Source organism: Arthrobacter sp. P1_D4 (assembly GCF_056406115.1).
In genome coordinates, this window is the sequence record NZ_JBFUAU010000020.1 from 40,956 (window position 1) to 56,875 (window position 15,920).

At 66.0% G+C, this 15,920-nt stretch carries 13 protein-coding genes and 1 tRNA gene; 9 read left to right on the top strand and 5 right to left on the bottom strand.

Annotated features, from left to right (window positions below):
- Positions 1-50 precede the first annotated feature (50 nt).
- The 3 genes from AC1D0A_RS18440 to AC1D0A_RS18450 all read right to left on the bottom strand — a co-directional run bounded on the left by AC1D0A_RS18440 (position 51) and on the right by AC1D0A_RS18450 (position 1,149).
- Positions 51-458, bottom strand: a complete 408-nt coding sequence (locus AC1D0A_RS18440) for an NUDIX hydrolase (protein ID WP_028276934.1) — start codon at positions 456-458, stop codon at positions 51-53.
- Positions 455-1,075, bottom strand: a complete 621-nt coding sequence (locus tag AC1D0A_RS18445) for a DUF6314 family protein (RefSeq protein WP_476946491.1) — start codon at positions 1,073-1,075, stop codon at positions 455-457. Before AC1D0A_RS18445 ends, AC1D0A_RS18440 begins: the two co-directional genes overlap by 4 nt.
- Before the next feature lies 1 nt (position 1,076).
- Positions 1,077-1,149 (bottom strand) — tRNA-Arg (locus tag AC1D0A_RS18450).
- Between the two features lie 82 nt (positions 1,150-1,231).
- Between AC1D0A_RS18450 and AC1D0A_RS18455 the strand changes: the two genes are divergently transcribed.
- The 4 genes from AC1D0A_RS18455 (at position 1,232) to AC1D0A_RS18470 (ending at position 4,748) form a co-directional block, all read left to right on the top strand.
- Positions 1,232-2,029, top strand: a complete 798-nt coding sequence (locus tag AC1D0A_RS18455) for a DUF998 domain-containing protein (RefSeq protein ID WP_476946492.1) — start codon at positions 1,232-1,234, stop codon at positions 2,027-2,029.
- Positions 2,030-2,210: 181 nt separating this feature from the next.
- On the top strand, positions 2,211-2,747 hold the full coding sequence (locus tag AC1D0A_RS18460; protein ID WP_476946493.1) for a hypothetical protein: 537 nt from the start codon (positions 2,211-2,213) through the stop codon (positions 2,745-2,747).
- Positions 2,744-3,235 carry a DUF7793 family protein gene (locus tag AC1D0A_RS18465; RefSeq protein ID WP_243181605.1) on the top strand — a complete coding sequence of 164 codons (492 nt, stop codon included), beginning with the start codon at positions 2,744-2,746 and terminating at the stop codon, positions 3,233-3,235. The genes AC1D0A_RS18460 and AC1D0A_RS18465 overlap by 4 nt, the downstream gene beginning before the upstream one ends.
- Positions 3,225-4,748, top strand: coding sequence for a putative bifunctional diguanylate cyclase/phosphodiesterase (locus tag AC1D0A_RS18470; protein ID WP_476944390.1), 1,524 nt, complete (start codon positions 3,225-3,227; stop codon positions 4,746-4,748). Before AC1D0A_RS18465 ends, AC1D0A_RS18470 begins: the two co-directional genes overlap by 11 nt.
- Before the next feature lie 101 nt (positions 4,749-4,849).
- Here the strand turns inward: AC1D0A_RS18470 and AC1D0A_RS18475 are convergent, their stop codons facing one another.
- Positions 4,850-4,999: a hypothetical protein gene (locus tag AC1D0A_RS18475; RefSeq protein WP_223914272.1), complete on the bottom strand. Its 150-nt coding sequence runs from the start codon at positions 4,997-4,999 to the stop codon at positions 4,850-4,852.
- 217 nt (positions 5,000-5,216) lie between these two features.
- Here AC1D0A_RS18475 and AC1D0A_RS18480 point away from each other — a divergent pair, with 217 nt between their 5' ends.
- A complete protein-coding gene (locus AC1D0A_RS18480) occupies positions 5,217-6,239 on the top strand; it encodes a hypothetical protein (RefSeq protein ID WP_476944391.1) in 1,023 nt (340 codons plus the stop codon).
- A 380-nt stretch (positions 6,240-6,619) separates the two neighbouring features.
- On the opposite strand, the gene AC1D0A_RS18485 is transcribed toward AC1D0A_RS18480, so the two are convergent.
- Positions 6,620-7,270 (bottom strand): hypothetical protein, encoded by a 651-nt coding sequence (locus AC1D0A_RS18485; RefSeq protein WP_476946494.1) that lies wholly within the window; start codon positions 7,268-7,270, stop codon positions 6,620-6,622.
- A 101-nt stretch (positions 7,271-7,371) separates the two neighbouring features.
- Between AC1D0A_RS18485 and AC1D0A_RS18490 the strand changes: the two genes are divergently transcribed.
- From AC1D0A_RS18490 to pcrA, 4 genes are all read left to right on the top strand, one after another.
- Positions 7,372-8,229: an inositol monophosphatase family protein gene (locus AC1D0A_RS18490; RefSeq protein WP_243181600.1), complete on the top strand. Its 858-nt coding sequence runs from the start codon at positions 7,372-7,374 to the stop codon at positions 8,227-8,229.
- A gap of 300 nt (positions 8,230-8,529) precedes the next feature.
- Positions 8,530-9,882, top strand: a complete 1,353-nt coding sequence (locus tag AC1D0A_RS18495; RefSeq protein ID WP_243181599.1) for an SWIM zinc finger family protein — start codon at positions 8,530-8,532, stop codon at positions 9,880-9,882.
- Positions 9,883-10,118: 236 nt separating this feature from the next.
- Positions 10,119-12,644: a hypothetical protein gene (locus tag AC1D0A_RS18500; protein ID WP_476946495.1), complete on the top strand. Its 2,526-nt coding sequence runs from the start codon at positions 10,119-10,121 to the stop codon at positions 12,642-12,644.
- A 378-nt stretch (positions 12,645-13,022) separates the two neighbouring features.
- A complete protein-coding gene (gene pcrA / locus AC1D0A_RS18505) occupies positions 13,023-15,581 on the top strand; it encodes a DNA helicase PcrA (protein ID WP_476946496.1) in 2,559 nt (852 codons plus the stop codon).
- The last annotated feature ends 339 nt before the right edge of the window (positions 15,582-15,920 follow it).

Sequence of the window (15,920 nt, forward strand, 5' to 3'; positions counted from 1 at the left end):
GGAAGCCGGCATTTAGATGCCGGCTTTGGAGGCCCTGGCCGGTACGGGTCCTAGCCGGACGGCTTGGCGGACAGGGCCGGCAGCACATGGTCCGTCAGTAGCGGGGCGAGGTCGCCGGGCAGCTCGGCGGACAGGTCCAGCCAGCGGATCTCGGCGATTTCCGCCGACGGCCGGGCGCTCCATACCCCGGGCGCCGTGAAGACCGTTGCCTCGATCTGGGTGGCCGCCTCGTTGGCGGCATCCGCCAGCCAGCAACCCAGCAGGTCCAGGCGGTCCGGGGCCAGCACGATCCCCACTTCCTCCTGGAGCTCGCGCGCCGCAGCCTGGGCCGCTGTTTCGCCGGCCTCGGGTTTGCCGCCGGGGTGCATGAACTTGTCCGTGCCGCGTTTGCGGACGGTCAGGAGGCGTCCGGAGCGATCGAAAACGCAGACGGCGGAGACGACGATGCGCGGGTTCACCCGGCGCGCCCTGAATCCGGCGCGGCATCCGGCGTCGCATCGGGGGTCATATCCGGGGTTACTCCCGGCGTCACGCCTGGCCTGGTCTCGGGATCCGGGCCTGGGCTTGCCTCTGGTCTTGCGTCTGGCTTTGCTTTCAGCCGTCGCAGGACGGACTCCAGCAGATGGTCCTTGGCGGGCCCGGTGACGTCCCAGCGGTATCCGCATTGGTCCGGACCGCGGAAGGTGTACGTCACGCGGTAGGTGTCAGGGTCGCACCAGTGCTCGTCCTGATTGGTTTGCCCGGCGAAGCCCATGCGGTGGAAGGGGCGGCCGTCCGGGAAGTACACGTCCAGGACATCGGGGGTGTCCGCCGGCCGCAGCAGATATTCCCGGCTCGCCGGGCCGGCGAACGGCGCACCGCCCAGGGCCGCCCAGCGCACGGTGCCTTCTTCACGCCACCACAGTCCGCCGTCGTCGTCGTCGGCAGTGAAGCGTACGACGCCGGTGAAGGTTCCGCTGGTGCCGGTGCTGCGGTCCAGCAGGGTGCGGTCGACGGACCAGGAGCCGCGCAGGTAGGCGCGGAGGTCAAAGTCCGGACCCGTGTCCGGGGTTTCGTCCGGGGCAGGAATGTTCAAGTGCCCTCGATTGGAATCGAACCAACGACACCGGCTTTAGGAGAGCCGTGCTCTATCCACTGAGCTACGAGGGCGGATGTCCGCGGGCGGCCGGGGCCGGTCCGGTCGGACACGGATATAAGCATACAAGGTGAGCGCGCGTACTACGCTCTTGGCATGACTGCAGGAACCACCGAGCTTTCCGCCGGAGCCCTCTACTACCCCGATGTGGCCGCGACCAGGTTTTACGTCGGGGCCCTGGCGAAGCTGAGCGTGCTGCAGTATTTCGTGGCCGAGTCGGCTGTGATCGGTGCCTGGGCGGGAGCGGAGCCATACAGCCGCCGCACGGGCTACATCAGCGACCTCGGCGCCGTGGCGTGCGGAGAGTTCTCCGGCCGGGACGTCTGCTCGCCGGCGCACCTCCTGATGAACGCGTCATTTGTGGTCCAAGGCCTTGGCATGGTGGTCGGCGCGCTGCTGCTCGGCTCGGCGCTCCTGTGCTGTGCCGCGCGGACCGGCGTGCCCCTCCGGCGCGGCCGGGTGCCGGGGCGGCCGCACGGCCGCGCGCGCTGGGGCGCAGGGGTGGTGGCAGCGGCCGCCGCCCGGCTGCTGGCCGGCGCCGCCGGGGCAGGAACGGTCATCGTGGGGCTGGTGCCCGAGGACACGGGATCGGCCTGGCACGTGGCCGGCGCCCTGATGTACTTCGCCGCCGGGGCCCTGGCGCTCCTGATCCTCGGTTGGCTTTGGCTCCGGCAGACGCCGCTCGGGTGGTTCATCCTGGGCTGCGGGGCCGTGTCCCTGGCGGCGCTCATTGCGGGCGGGCTGACGGGCATGCACGTGCCGGAACCCGGTGCCCTGGAACGGCTCATGGGCTATCCCATCACCGTCGGCGTCGCCGCGGCCGGTCTTGTCATCGCCCAGCGGGTCCAGCACGAACGCACGGCACGCAAGCTCGCCCGGGCCCAGGCCCGCTGAGGGCTTCAGGGTGTCAGATAACCGGCAGGGGTCTGACCTTGCATTATCATGAGGGCACCCACCGGAACATCCCGGTGCGGGCGTGTGGGTTTGTCCATCAACGCGCCAGTATGCAGACTTTGCAGTCATACGGGGACGAATGTTAAATCAGCGAGTCTTGCCGCTCTTCGGTGCGGACAGCGTGACGACCGAACAAAAGGTTGCGTTCCGGCCCCGTCAGTGGGGCCCCGAAGTTCGTCCCGGGGCGCTGTCGCTTGGTCATCTGAGACTGTTCATGTGCAAAATGGTCACTGTTCGGCTAGGAATTCTCACCCCGCTGACCGCTCCGACCAGCTACGTTATTTCCACCGCCCTGAAAGCGCACGCCGACCACCCGAACGCAGTTCGCGGGCGTCGGGTTGGGGCGATTTCCTATCCAGTCGTCGTAATATTCCTGACGCTTTCGACCCTAATGTGTGTGGTCCGCCCAGGAGCCTTTCGCGGTTTCCGCGACCATTTCAGCCCCAACAGCGCCTTCAACTCCGCGGTGGATGTCTTCCTCGGGGTGGTTAACTGGCTGTATGTCAGTCCCAGGCCCAAGAAAGTGAAGGAGAGTCCCGTGATTGCCAAGACAGCCGAGGAAGTCGACTGGGAAACGATTCTCTATCACGGCGACCGACGGCTGAACCGTGACCTCCGAGGCTCCGCGGACCGCCGCCGTCGAATTGCGGTCCGATGACGCTCGAGGCCCTGGCCGGGCCCGAAGGGTGGCTGCCGGAGGGCCTGCCGAACACGGCAGCGGCCGCGGCCGGCGTCGTTCTGGGGGCGGCGGCGGTGACCGCGGCCCGGGCGACCGACGGTGCCGCCCGTAGCATCGGGGTGCGGATGATCGACGGCGGAATCATCGAGGTCCTGCTGCCCGCCAACCAGGAGATCGAGGGTCCGGAGGCGCGCATCGCCGGCGACATCGTCCGCACGCTCGCCGCGGGACGGCGGATGCCGGTGCTCCTGGTGATCACCGGCGTCGTCGGTGTCAGCATGGAGGCCCGCCGGGTCTACAGCGGTTCCATAGCGGCCACAGCGTTCGCCCTGGTGGGCGAGAGCCCGGTGGACAGGGTCATTGCCCACTACCTCCTGCGGTCCCGAAGCGAGACGATCCCGGCCCAGTTCTTCACCTCCGAATCCGCGGCCGTTGAGTGGCTAAGGCAGTACACCCGTGAAGAATGAAGCACCGGACCCCAGGCTGCACGCCCTCGTGGAAGGCATCGTGCGGATCGCCGGAGGCGATCTGAGCACCCGGATCCCGCATTCGGGAGCCCGCGACGACGTCGCCGCCGTCATCGCCGGCATCAACCTGATGGCCGATGACCTGCAGACCATCTACCAGGAGCTGGAAGAGCGGGTCGAAAGCCGCACGGCCATGCTGCGCGAGGCGCAGGTGGAGCTCGAACGCATGGCGCTGACCGACCCCCTGACCCAACTCGCCAACCGCACCGCACTGAACTCGGTCCTGAGCCACGCCCTGGCGGAGTCCTCACGCGGCGAAATGCCGCCGGCCCTCCTGATTCTTGATCTCGATTCCTTCAAGGGCATTAACGACACCCTGGGGCACAGCGCCGGCGACGACGTCCTGCGGGCCATCGCACGCCGGCTCCAGGACGCCGTCCGCGAGACTGACACCGTGGCGCGCCTTGGCGGCGACGAATTCGCCGTCATGCTGCCGAAGTCCAATCTGGTCCGGGCACGCAGGGTGGCGAACAGGATCCTCAAGGCACTCAGTGAAAGCCTCGACGTCGGGGACCTGAAAGTCACCTGCGGAACGAGCATCGGCCTGCGGATAGCGGAACCCGGCCAGTCCGTCGATGACCTGGTCATGGAGGCCGACACGGCCATGTACGCGGCAAAGGCGCAGCAGCACAGCAGCATCAAAGTCTTCGAGCCGGCCCTGCTGTACGCGCGCCGGCTGCAGAGCGTCATGGTTACGGAAATGCGCGAAGCTATCCGGCAGGACCAGCTGACCCTGCACTACCAGCCGGTGGTGGACCTCGCGACCGGCAGGATCGAGGGCGTGGAGGCGCTTGTCCGGTGGAACCACCCCGGGCGCGGTCTGCTCATGCCGGATCAGTTCATTCCCCTGGCCGAGGAAACCGGCATGATCGTGGACCTGGGCCACTGGGTGCTGCGCAATGCCGTGCGCCAATTGCGCAAATGGCAGCAGGACTTGCAGGTGGACAGCACCTTTAATGTCCGGGTCAACATTTCCACCACCGAACTGCAAAACCTCGAGCTGATCGAACATGTGCGGGACATCCTCAGGGAGACCGGCGTGGATGCATCAAACCTGATCGTGGAGCTGACCGAGTCCATGGCGGTCAACGGCGGCGACGTCGACCAGTATTCGCTCAACGGCCTTCGCCGGCTCGGCGTGCAGCTCGAGATCGATGACTTCGGGACCGGCTATTCCTCCATCAGCTACCTGCGCAAGCTGCCGGTGAACGTGGTCAAGATCGACCGGAGCCTGATCAGTGGCCTCGGCGACGACGAGCAACAGCGGGACTTCGTAGCCGCGGTGCTGCACCTCATCCACGCCTGCGGCCTGAAGGCGCTGGCCGAGGGGATCGAGACGGCGGAACAGGCGGAAGTACTGCGCGAGATGGGCTGCGGCAGCGGGCAGGGCTACTACTTTGGCCGGCCTGCGCCGGCGGGCGAGATTGTGGCGTTGTTTGCGGGGGACAAGTGAGTTCAAGGAAGATGACCCGTTGGTTACTTCCGAAAGTTTAAACAGCGACGGCGGGTGTTGGAATCACTTCCGACACCCGCCGCCTGTCAATGCAGTCTCCGTTACTTCTTGATGGAGTCCGGCCACCAGCCGACGGCTACGACTGAGCTCTGGCCGGAGGTGTCAGCTGCAGCAGAAATCGCTGCGGAGGCGGACATTCCAGCGGCGGCCAGCGCACCGGCGACGAGGAGTGTTGCAAGGGTCTTCTTCATTAGGACTCCTGATACGTAAGAGGCTGATGTGACTCATGTGACTTGTGGTGCAGATTTAGTATAGGGCCAAACGACACGCCGCTGTATAACGATTCGCTCTGCAATGGATGGTTTCGTGTTATTCGCGCGAAGCTTCGGAAGACCTGAGTCAATATTGCGCAGGTCTTGCTTGCGCGGTTTGTTCGTTTCCGCTCCTGCGGCAACGGATAATTGAGATATGCAACAAAGCTCCGTTTCACCCTCGTACGCTGCTGCAGAGCTGCAGGCGCGCGAACACCGGTCCAACCACGAGTTCGGGCAGGCGGCCATCGCTGCGCAGGCGGCCGCGGACATTGCCAATGCCGAAGGCGATTCGTCCTCGTGGTGGCACATGACCTTGTTCCGGGCGGAGAGCCTCCTTGCCGCCGGTGACTTCGAAGCCTGCGCGGAGGTTGCCAGCGCGCTAGTTGCTGAACCCTGGGACGGGAACTTGCAGCTTCAGGCCCAAGTGCACATCCTGCTGGCCCAGAGCCGTCAGGGCCTGGGGTTACTCGAACAGGCGGCCGACGAGGCCAGAGTTGCAGCCGACCTCATGAATGGCGAAGATGACGTCGAGATCGCAGTCAAGGCCAGGCAGGCCCTCATTGCTGCGCTCGCCGATAGTGGAAGGCTTGACGAAGCGTGGGCGGAAAGCCTCATCATGGCGGACATCATTTCGGGCGAAGTCGATGACCAGCTGGTGGGCAAGGCGTATTGGGTCATTGGGAACGTCGCGTTTCTTTGCAGCAAAGTCGCCGAGGGGCTGCACTATCACGAACTCGCCGCTGGCACCTTTTCGCCGGCTAGGAACCTCACCGTTTGGGCCAAATTCAACAAGGCTTCCGCTGCCATGCGGCTTGCCGCCGATGTTGCGGACGCGGACACCCTGCGTTGCATTGAACGCGCGGAACTAGCCACGGATGTCATTGGCGGCACCGAGGAAGATCACATATTGCTCAAGCTGAACCGCGGCCACTGGAATTTCCTGGCGGGGGATCAGAAATCGGCCGTCGATACCCTAGTTGACATTTTCCCGGTCCCCGAAAAGACGTCACCGCAAATATTGGGCGAGGTGTATCTACTTCTGGGCCGGTCGCACGCCGCTTTGGGAAACGGGGCCGAAGCCCCGAACTACCTGATGGAGGCCGCCGACTACTTTCAGAAAGCAGGAGCCTCCCAACGTGCGGAACAGGCCCTTGAATTCCTGACCGAAGTACCCTGACTTCGCATCGAAATGGATATGCCCTCGGCTGGACTTGAGGGATGGACATAATGGCAAGATGTCCACCTGCCGGGCCGAACGCTGGACATGTCCCGCGCTCGAGGCCCGGTTCGAGGGGCGACTCCAGCCGCCGTGACCAAGAATGGACATGTCCCGTGTCCTATGCCGCGGATCGGGAAACGGCCCTGCCGGTGCGACCAAGAATGGACATGTCCCGTGTCCTATGCCGCGGATCGGGAAACAGCCCAGCCGCCGTGACCAAGAATGGACATGTCCCGTGTCCTATGCCGCGGATCGGGAAACGGCCCTGCCGCCGTGACCAAGAATGGACATGTCCCGTGTCCTATGCCGGGAATAGAGAATTAGCCCTGCCGCGCGAATCAGGACTGGACATGTCCCGGGGTGGGGGAAGCCGCGGCAGCCTTGCGTCCGAGTAACACGGCGGCGACGCCGGCCACGACGCTCAGCGCCAGAAGGACCCAGCCGGCCACGGTGAGCCCGGAGGCCAGGGCGACCTGACCGCCGTCGAGAGTGTCGGCGGACATCATTTCATCGATCACCGTGTTGCCCCACAGCCGGACCGCAGCAAAAAGCAGCGGCAGCGACCACAGCGCCCAGCGCAGGGATTTCCGTGCCACGTTGGTTCCGATCAGCAGCAGCCAGGTGAAGCCAAAGATCAGCGGGAAGAGCATCCCGGCCGTCTTGTGGACATAGTTCAGCTGGCCCCGGGCATCGGCGTCCATGGCCGCGCGCAATTGCTCCACGAACCCCAGGTCAAAGCCGCCCACCAACGAGTCGGGCATTGCCTGGCCGCCCGACAACTGGGTGAGCTGGTTGAGGGTGAGCAGGTGCAGATACCAGAACAGGAACAGGCTGGCCACGACCCCGGCGATGACAATCAGATTGCTGTTGCTCTGTGCCTTCTGCGGTGTCCGGCTGGTGGTCGGATTGATCACCGGAGGAAGATGGTGCTGGGGGACCGCCGCGTTGGCGCCGTGCTTTTTGATCCGCTGCGCGGGTGTCTTGGCCATGGCTCCATTATCGCCCGTCCTGCACACCCCTCCGCGCCGCCGTCTGCCCGGCCGTCCGCGCCGGCTGTTCACTGCCAACGGGCGCCGATAGTCTGGGATGCGTGACCGAACTAGGAAAACACCGGCTCGGCCGGCACAGCACCGCAGATCTCGACCCCTCACTGGATGACTACCAACTGGCCGAGGCCCTGGTCCGCGAGGCAGGCACGCTGGCGCTGTTGATGCGGCAGGCCGGGCTTGAGGGCAGGCAGAAGACATCGGTCTCGGACGTGGTCACGGCCGCCGACCACGCCGCCGAATCCTATGTCCTGGAACAGCTTCGGCGCTGCCGGCCCGATGACGCCGTCCTGGGCGAGGAGGGCGCCTCTGTGGCGGGCAGCAGCGGCCGGACCTGGGTCATTGACCCCGTCGACGGGACCTTCAACTTCCTGCATGGATCCACGTACTGGTGCTCGGCCATTGCCCTGAAGGATTCCTACGGTGCAGGGCTCGGCGCCATCTTCCAGCCGGAGGAGGACAAACTCTGGCTGGGCGGGACGTCCCGGGCGGCAACGCTCAACGGCGAAAAACTGGTCACATTCGTGCCCGGAGCGTCTGGAAGCGCCGGACGCTCCGACACGCCGCTGTCTGACCTCGGCGCGGCAACCTACATCCACCCGACGTGGCTTGCCGATCCGATGTGTGCCATGCCCTGGCATGCGGCAGCGACGTCGGCGGCCGCGCTGCGCATGTTCGGGTCCGGCTCCTGCGACCTCGGCCGGGTCGCGGACGGAGAGCTCGGTTGCTGGTTCCAGCACAGCTGCCCCGAGTGGGACTGGCTGCCCGGGAAGGCCATCGTCGAGGCGGCCGGCGGCGCGACCGACGTCGTGCGGGTCAACGGACTCGACTGGTTCATCGCGGGAGGCACGACGGCGGTCCAGCAGCTGCGCGCCGCGCTCAGCTCCGGGGGCGTCGGCTAGCTTCCCGCCTGCCGGCTCCCCCCGTGGGACATGCTCATTGTTCGCGGCGGGGTCCGCGGGACATGCTCATTCCTCGAGGAGAGCATCGGACAGGGTGGTCGTATGTCCACCGGCCGCGGACAGCAGTGGGCATGTCCCGCGGACAGCGCGTCCCCTCCGCCGTGCGGGGGGTGTTGCTAGTCCGGAAACGCGGCCTATACTTCCGGACATGGGGGAGCGAACACCAATTCCGGACGTGCCTGAGGTGCTGTCCACACGGGGAACTGACCGGGTGTGGACCCGCCGGCTGCGGGAACCGGAATGAGCGGCTATTTAGCCGAATCCGTACTCGATGAAGCTCACGGCGCCAAGCGGCTCCTCCTGGAGTCAGGTCTGGGCGCCACCCCTCAAGGACTGGTGGAAAACCCCAGCTTCTTTCACGGGTTTGCGGCAAGGCCGGACGTGGTGTCCAGCGCGCTGCTCGCCGTTGCCGACGTCGCGGCGTCGAGGTACTACGATGCAGGGTTCCGGCTCAGCGATGTCGTGGACCCGGTCATGACCGCAGGCGGAGACCGCCTGCGGTGTGAGTCGTTTTCGGCATGCAACGGGGTCCAGGCGCGGCTGGACTTGCTGGGCAGCGGCCTGGACGGCGGTGAGATCGGCTTCGGAACCACCAACGTGGACATCAACAGCCCACTGCGCTCTGCGCTCGCCAACGTGCACCGGAACGACTTGCTCCACTTTGACGTCGGCCGGGACCGGCTGGTGGTCTCTACTCCCGATCAGAGCCATGTCGAACGGAAGGTGGATCTGCCCGACCGGTGGGTTCGCGGCTTCGCCGAAACACCCGCCATCGCTGCAGGTATGACGCATCTGGCTGCCCTTACCGGCCCCGCCATCAGTCAGTTCCTGGCCTCCTTGCCGGCAGCCCAGCCCGGGCGCACGGTCTTCCTGCTGCCATCGGTCCGGGGATTGCGCGAAGTGGCGGCGGCGAAGCCGTCAACGGTCACGCTGGCCGGTACAGGACGGCTTGCCGCCGCCAGGCGGGTCGCCCGATTCGCCTCTCGCCTGGACATCTTCCGTCACGACAACGGGGCCAGCGGCTGGGTGTTTAGGCTCCCCGGTGCCGACTTCACACTGCTGCTGTCGCCGGCGGCCGGCCGGGGTTTCTCGGGGGAAGGCGGGATCCTTGCTGCGCTCGCCGCCCCTGGCGTCACGGAAGCGGGGATGACAGTCTTGGACTTCCTAGGATGGCAGGCGGTCATTTCGACCGAGGCGCTCAGCGCAAGGACCCGGCTTGCGGCGGAGCGCGTCAGCCACGGGCTGGCCTGGTTAGGTGCGTCCGGGAAGGTGGGTTTCGACCTGCTGGAAAATGCCTACTTCCACCGGGAACTGCCGCTGGACCAGGACCGGACGGTCAAGGACCATCCGCGGTTGCAGGCAGCCCGCGGCATTGTGGCCCGGGGCGGGGTATCCCGGTTGGAGGACCGCTGGGATGTTCTGGCCGCAGACGGAGTGTATGTGTACCGGGTCACGGCCAGGGCCGGACTCTACCAGTGCACCTGTGCCTGGTGGTACGACTTTCGCGGCGCCCGGGGTCCCTGCAAGCATGCGCTCGCCGTGGAGCTTGTGCGGCTCGAGACGGCACCGGGCCACGGACTGGAAAACACGTGACGGGGCCGGAGGGCCGCGGCGACCCGCCGCTCGTGCAGGAAATACGCCGGCTCGCCACAGCCGAAGACTGGATTGCCCTTCGCGAATACATCAAAGCACCCCCGCCGGCTCATCTCGCGGAGACGAGGACGTGGTTCGCCAAAGGCGGCCGGACCCTGCTGACCCAGGACCTGGACTTTCGGCTCCATGGGGTCATCAGCCTTGTCGACTCGCGCTCCCGGTCAATTGTCAGGGAGATGGTCACCGTCGCCGTCAGCGCACCTGCCGATGCTGCCAGGTTCCTGCCTTGGCGGGCGATGGCATGGAACCGCAACGTCCACATCCTGATGTTGTTGGACGTTCTTGTTTCAAAAGGCGACGACTGGTGTCGGCGCTTCGTGGCCGCGGCGATCAGCCGGAACGCAAGAGCCGGCAAGGAGAGCGCCACCACCGTCATCCGTTATTGCCTGCCGCTGATTCTGCACTTTGGAGTTGCCACTGAAAAATTTGAGGCGTATCCGCGGCTTTGGGCGTTCTATTATCGGGAGCTCGCGGCCGGCCGGCTGCACGAGGTCTGGAGCGATGAGATTGCGGCGGACTTCGAGTACCCCGGTTGGTCTGGACTGGGGTTCCGCATCGATCCCGCCGGACGCGCGGTGGTCTTTCCGAAGATGCAGAAATCGTTGCTGGAGTTGTGGGATCAGGATCTGACCGCCGCGAACACACTCCTGCGTTGCTTTGACCTGCCGGACGCGCTGGGACCCCTGGCCAGGGTAGGAACGCCGAAAGAGTGGACCGTCGGGGCCGCAATCCGCGGCTACCTCAACAGGGGAACCTTCCTCAGCGAAGAGGTCTTCGGCAAGCTCCGCACGGCACTCGCACGCGACGATGGACTCCCGACCCAGCGAGTGCTGGCCGATGTCCTGAAGTCATGTCCGCCCAGTCCTGGGGAGGTCGCCGCGAGCATTCCGCTCCTGCTGTCCACAGTCGCCACAGCCCCCGGATTCCTGTCCTTCCCGGTTCTTGGACTCTTGGTCCAGTCGCCCATGGGCGGCGGCGACCTCTGCGACCTGAGTGTTGCCGTGTTCGGCAGGCCGGAGAAGAAGGCCCAAGAGCTTTTGGTTCGGCACCTCAAATCGCTCCAAGCTTCGCAGCCATACGATGGCGACGTCCTTGCCGCCTGCTGGGAAGCGGCGGCGGGATCCGCGGATCTATTAGTCCGGGCGACGGCGGAGGAGATGGCGGGGGGACCTCTGGCCACGGACCTTGAAGAGCCGCTGGACGCCGCATCGCTCTGGGGAACGGGGGTCCGACAGCCTCCGGAAATTCCCCGATACGTGGCTCAAGAGGTCGATTCGAAGAATCCGCTGCCGCGCTGGACCGGACCGCGCGAGCATTCCGTCGCCGAAGAGCAATACATTGATCGCTTCCTGCGGACCGTTTACCGCCGTGCCCCAAACGTGCGGGACTGGTATCGCCAAAGATTTGCTGCTCAGACCGGTTACGCAGATGGCTTCGAGCGGTACCGTGCACTTGCGGGGGCGCCGACCAGCTGGCGGCGCTGGCCGGATCCGCCGACGAGTTGGCGGCGGTGGGCAAGCCCGGGCCCGGAGGTTGCCTTGGCGATGTGGGCATCAGGGGAGCACGACCTGACCGCTCACCGGGATCTGACCGCATTGGTCCGGGCATCACTGTCCCGCCCCTCGGGTACGGACGACCCATTTGGCTCGGCGAGCCCTTTGGCCGCAATCCACATCCTTCGTCAAAGCGAGTTGATGGTCCAGGCAGGAACGGTGCCCTACTCCCTGGCCACACCGAGTTATGACAACTTCCGTGTGGAACTGGGCCGGCTGGTGTCACTCCTGCAGCTTTTTGAGCGTGAAGGCTGGGCCTATGGAGAAGCAGACCTGTTTCAGGCACTCTTGCGGCTAGGTCCGATGGATGCGGGGCTGGCAGCCGAGGTCCCTGAATTGCCTGTCTTGCCATTTGACGGCCCGGACGGCCAGGAGCGGCATGCCGGCCAAATTCTCCGCGAATGGGTCGGAGGAGGAGGATTCAAGCCCCCTCCGGTGGAGGCTCCGCTGGCGTTGCCGGTGTCTTTGGAACGGTTTCCGTCGGTCCCCCCGGAGTTGCTCTCGCCAGAGGTGTGGAGCGGCAGCGGACGCGGACATCTGGGTACCTGGCTCGCCTGTGAAGCCTCGGCGGTTGTGCCCTTCTGGCCGGACCTGGGCGCCGTCTGGCTGGGTCGGCGGGTGGTCTACGGCGGGCTCGTCGCACTCGGGGAAGGAGGACCGGCGGGGGCAACGGCCGGAGAACTCGGGCAACTGACTCACGATTGGTTCATTGCCATGCTCGCCAGTCACCGCCCGTACGACAGGAGTAGCACCCTTGAAACGGTGCTGGAAATGGCCGCGAGGCGCCAACTGTCAGCCGAATACCTGGCCCTGGCTGCACGAAATCGCCTCGAGGCCGGCGACCATTCGCTGGGCCGGCTGGTGAGGGCAATGGCACTGGTGGCCTATGAGGGGCATCTGGACTGTGTCTGGCCGGCGCTCACCGCCCTGGTGGTCGCGTCCTCCAAGCAACCGCGGCTTCCTGCCGGGACCAGTGAACTGCTTGCCACCTGCATGGAGTTGTGGGAATCCATTCCTGCCAATCACCGGACAACGGCGACTACCGCAGCCTTCACAGTGGCCGTCCGGACGCTAGCCGGAGCCAAGGCCGCCACTAAGACGGGGCTGGAAGCGAAGCGGCTCGCGTCGCGGATGGGGCTCACGAGCTAAGCGAGTCGGGGGGTACTCCCGAGGAATACCGCGGCCCCGCCTGCGAGAAAGCTCATTCCCTGGCGAAGTTTCATGGGACATGCTCGTTCTTCGCGGCCAGGAGTGGGCACAAAGGGAGTATGTCCATCGGTTACAGGTGGCGGAGGACAGGCTCGTTCCGCTGTGGCGTGTCCGCGGGACATGCTCATTCTTCAGAACAACCTCGGTGGTCTTCAGAACAACCCGGGTCTTCTCCATGACAGCCTCAGCGGGGCATGCCCATTCTTCGAGGTCAGGACTGGGCATAGGGGGATTATGTCCACTGGGCGCGGGCAGGGGAGGGCATGTCCCAGCGGGCGGACACGGCTGTCAGCGCCACCGCCTAGACTTAGATACACCATGGATATGTTGTTTGACCCTTACGCCGACGGACCCTTCCAAGCTGCCTCCAAGGCGGCGGCAGGCACTAAATCGCGCTCCGGGTCCGGCCTGGCGGGCCTGGAATCCGGACCGGATTCCGCCCCGCACGGCGGAAGCCCGCACGGTGGCGGCCCGCACGGCGGAAGCCCGCACGGCGACGGACCTGACAGCGGCTGGGACCGCCCGCAGCTTCCGAACGCCGGCGAACTCCTCGAGGGGCTGAACCCCCAGCAGGAAGAAGCGGTCAAGCACGCCGGCAGCGCCCTGCTGATTGTCGCCGGCGCCGGGTCGGGCAAGACCCGCGTGCTCAGCAACCGGATCGCCTACCTGATCGCCACGAGGCGTGCGCACCACGGCGAGATCCTGGCCATCACCTTCACCAACAAGGCCGCGGCCGAAATGCGGGAACGGATCGAGGCGCTGGTCGGCGGCCGGGCCAAGACCATGTGGATCTCCACCTTCCACTCCTCCTGCGTCCGGATCCTGCGCCGCGAGGCCAAGAACGTCGGGCTCAACTCCAACTTCTCGATCTACGACTCCGCCGACTCGCTGCGCCTGATCACCCTGGTGGCCAAGAATCTGGATCTTGACCCCAAGCGCTTCGCGCCCAAGGCCATCCAGCACAAGATTTCCGCGCTCAAGAACGAGCTGATCGACGCCGACAGCTATTCCTCGAGCGCCAACTACAACGATCCCTTCGAGCAGGCCGTGGCCGAGGTCTTCAAGGGCTACACCCAGCGCCTGCGCCAGGCCAACGCCATGGACTTCGATGACCTGATCGCCGAGACCGTCTACATGTTCCGGGCCTTCCCGGCGCTCGCCGATTCCTACCGGCGCCGCTTCCGGCACGTCCTCGTGGACGAGTACCAGGACACCAACCACGCCCAGTACGCCCTGGTGCGCGAGATCGTCGGCGAGGGTCCTGACGCCGCCGAGCTCACCGTCGTCGGCGATTCAGACCAGTCCATCTACGCCTTCCGCGGCGCGGACATCCGCAACATCGTGGAGTTCGAGAAGGACTACCCGGACGCCCGCACCATCAAGCTCGAGCAGAACTACCGCTCCACCCAGACCATCCTCAGCGCCGCCAACTCGGTGATCTCCCGCAACCCCAACCGGCCGGAGAAACGGCTCTGGACGGCCGAGGGCGACGGCGAGAAGATCGTCGGCTACGTCGGCGAGAACGAACACGACGAGGCCCAGTTCATCGCCAAGGAAATCGACCGGCTCCAGGACGAGGGCAACCTGCGCCCCGGCGACGTCGCCATTTTCTACCGCACCAACGCCCAGTCCCGCTCGATCGAGGACGTCCTGGTCCGCGTGGGCCTGCCCTACAAGGTGGTCGGCGGCACCCGCTTCTACGAGCGCAAGGAGATCAAGGACGCCCTCGCCTACCTGCGCGTCCTGGTCAACCCGGACGACGACGTCAATCTCCGCCGCATCCTCAACGAACCCAAGCGCGGGATCGGGGACCGTGCCGAGGGTGCCGTCGCCGCCCTGGCAGAGCGTGAGCGCACCTCCTTCATGGCCGCCGCGCGGCGCGCCGATGAAGCCCCGGGCATGGCGACGCGTTCGGTCAACGCCGTGCTGGGCTTCGTGAAACTCCTCGACGACCTCGCCGAGGTCGCTTCCGGCTCCGGCGCCGCCGCGGCGCTCGAAGCCGTGCTCGAACAAACCGGATACCTGGCCGGGCTGCGTTCCAGCACCGACCCGCAGGACGAGTCCAGGGTGGAGAACCTCGCCGAACTGGTCGCCGTCGTCCGGGAATACGAACGGGACAATCCCGAAGGCTCGCTCGGAGCCTTCCTGGAGCAGGTCTCCCTCGTGGCTGACGCCGACCAGATCCCGGACGCCCCCGGCGGTGACGCCGAAAACCTGGCGGCCGCCGTCGCCGAAGCCAAGCGGCTCGGCGTCGTGACCCTGATGACGCTGCACACCGCGAAGGGCCTGGAATTCCCGGTGGTGTTCCTGACCGGCATGGAGCACGGGCTGTTCCCGCACCAGCGCTCCGCCACCGATCCCAAGGAACTGGCCGAGGAACGCCGGCTGGCCTACGTGGGGCTGACCCGGGCCCGCAAGCGTCTCTACCTGACCAGGTCCGAGGTCCGCAGCATGTGGGGCCAGAGCCAGTACAACCCCGCGAGCCAGTTCATCGAGGAGATCCCGGCCGAGCTCGTCGAGTGGAAGCGCGAAGGCGCCAGCCGCCAGAGCGGAGGCTGGGGGAGCGGTGCCGGGATCGGGTCCAGCCGCTACGGCGGATCGTTCTGGGGTGCCGGGACCGCCCGCGGCGCCGCGGCCAGCCCGGCCGCCGGCTTCAACGCCGATGTTCCCGCCGCGGTGGCCAAGAACAGGGTCCAGCCGCAGAAGGAAGTCGTCGCCGTCAGCGTGGGGGACAAGGTCAACCACACCAGCTTCGGCAACGGCACCGTCCTGGCGGTGGAGGGCGCCGGGGACAAGACGGTCGCCAAGGTCAAGTTCGACGTCGGCGAGAAGCGGCTGCTGCTGCGCTACGCGCCGCTGACCAAGCTGGACGCCTGACTGACCGCGTAACTGGACGTTTGGCTGAAGACCCGGCGGGAGTCCGGAGACCGGTCCGCCGGCACCCCGTGCAGCCGCTGGCACGGGCGTTCGCCGTACATTACGGACGCGGGTCCGGCACGGCCGCGCCGGCCTTCGGAGCGCCGTCAGACACCCCAAAAACCCCGTAATCTAGCGGTTTTTCTACGCTCCATAGAATAGTGTCCTTACTCACATAACCGGTACTCTGGAACGGGCTGGTCCGATCGAAGGACTAGAGTTCCCAAAGGAGCATTGCGCCGTGTGGCTCGTTTCCAAGCTTGTCGCAGGGTGCGTTTATTCCGCAGCCCGGTAACCGCG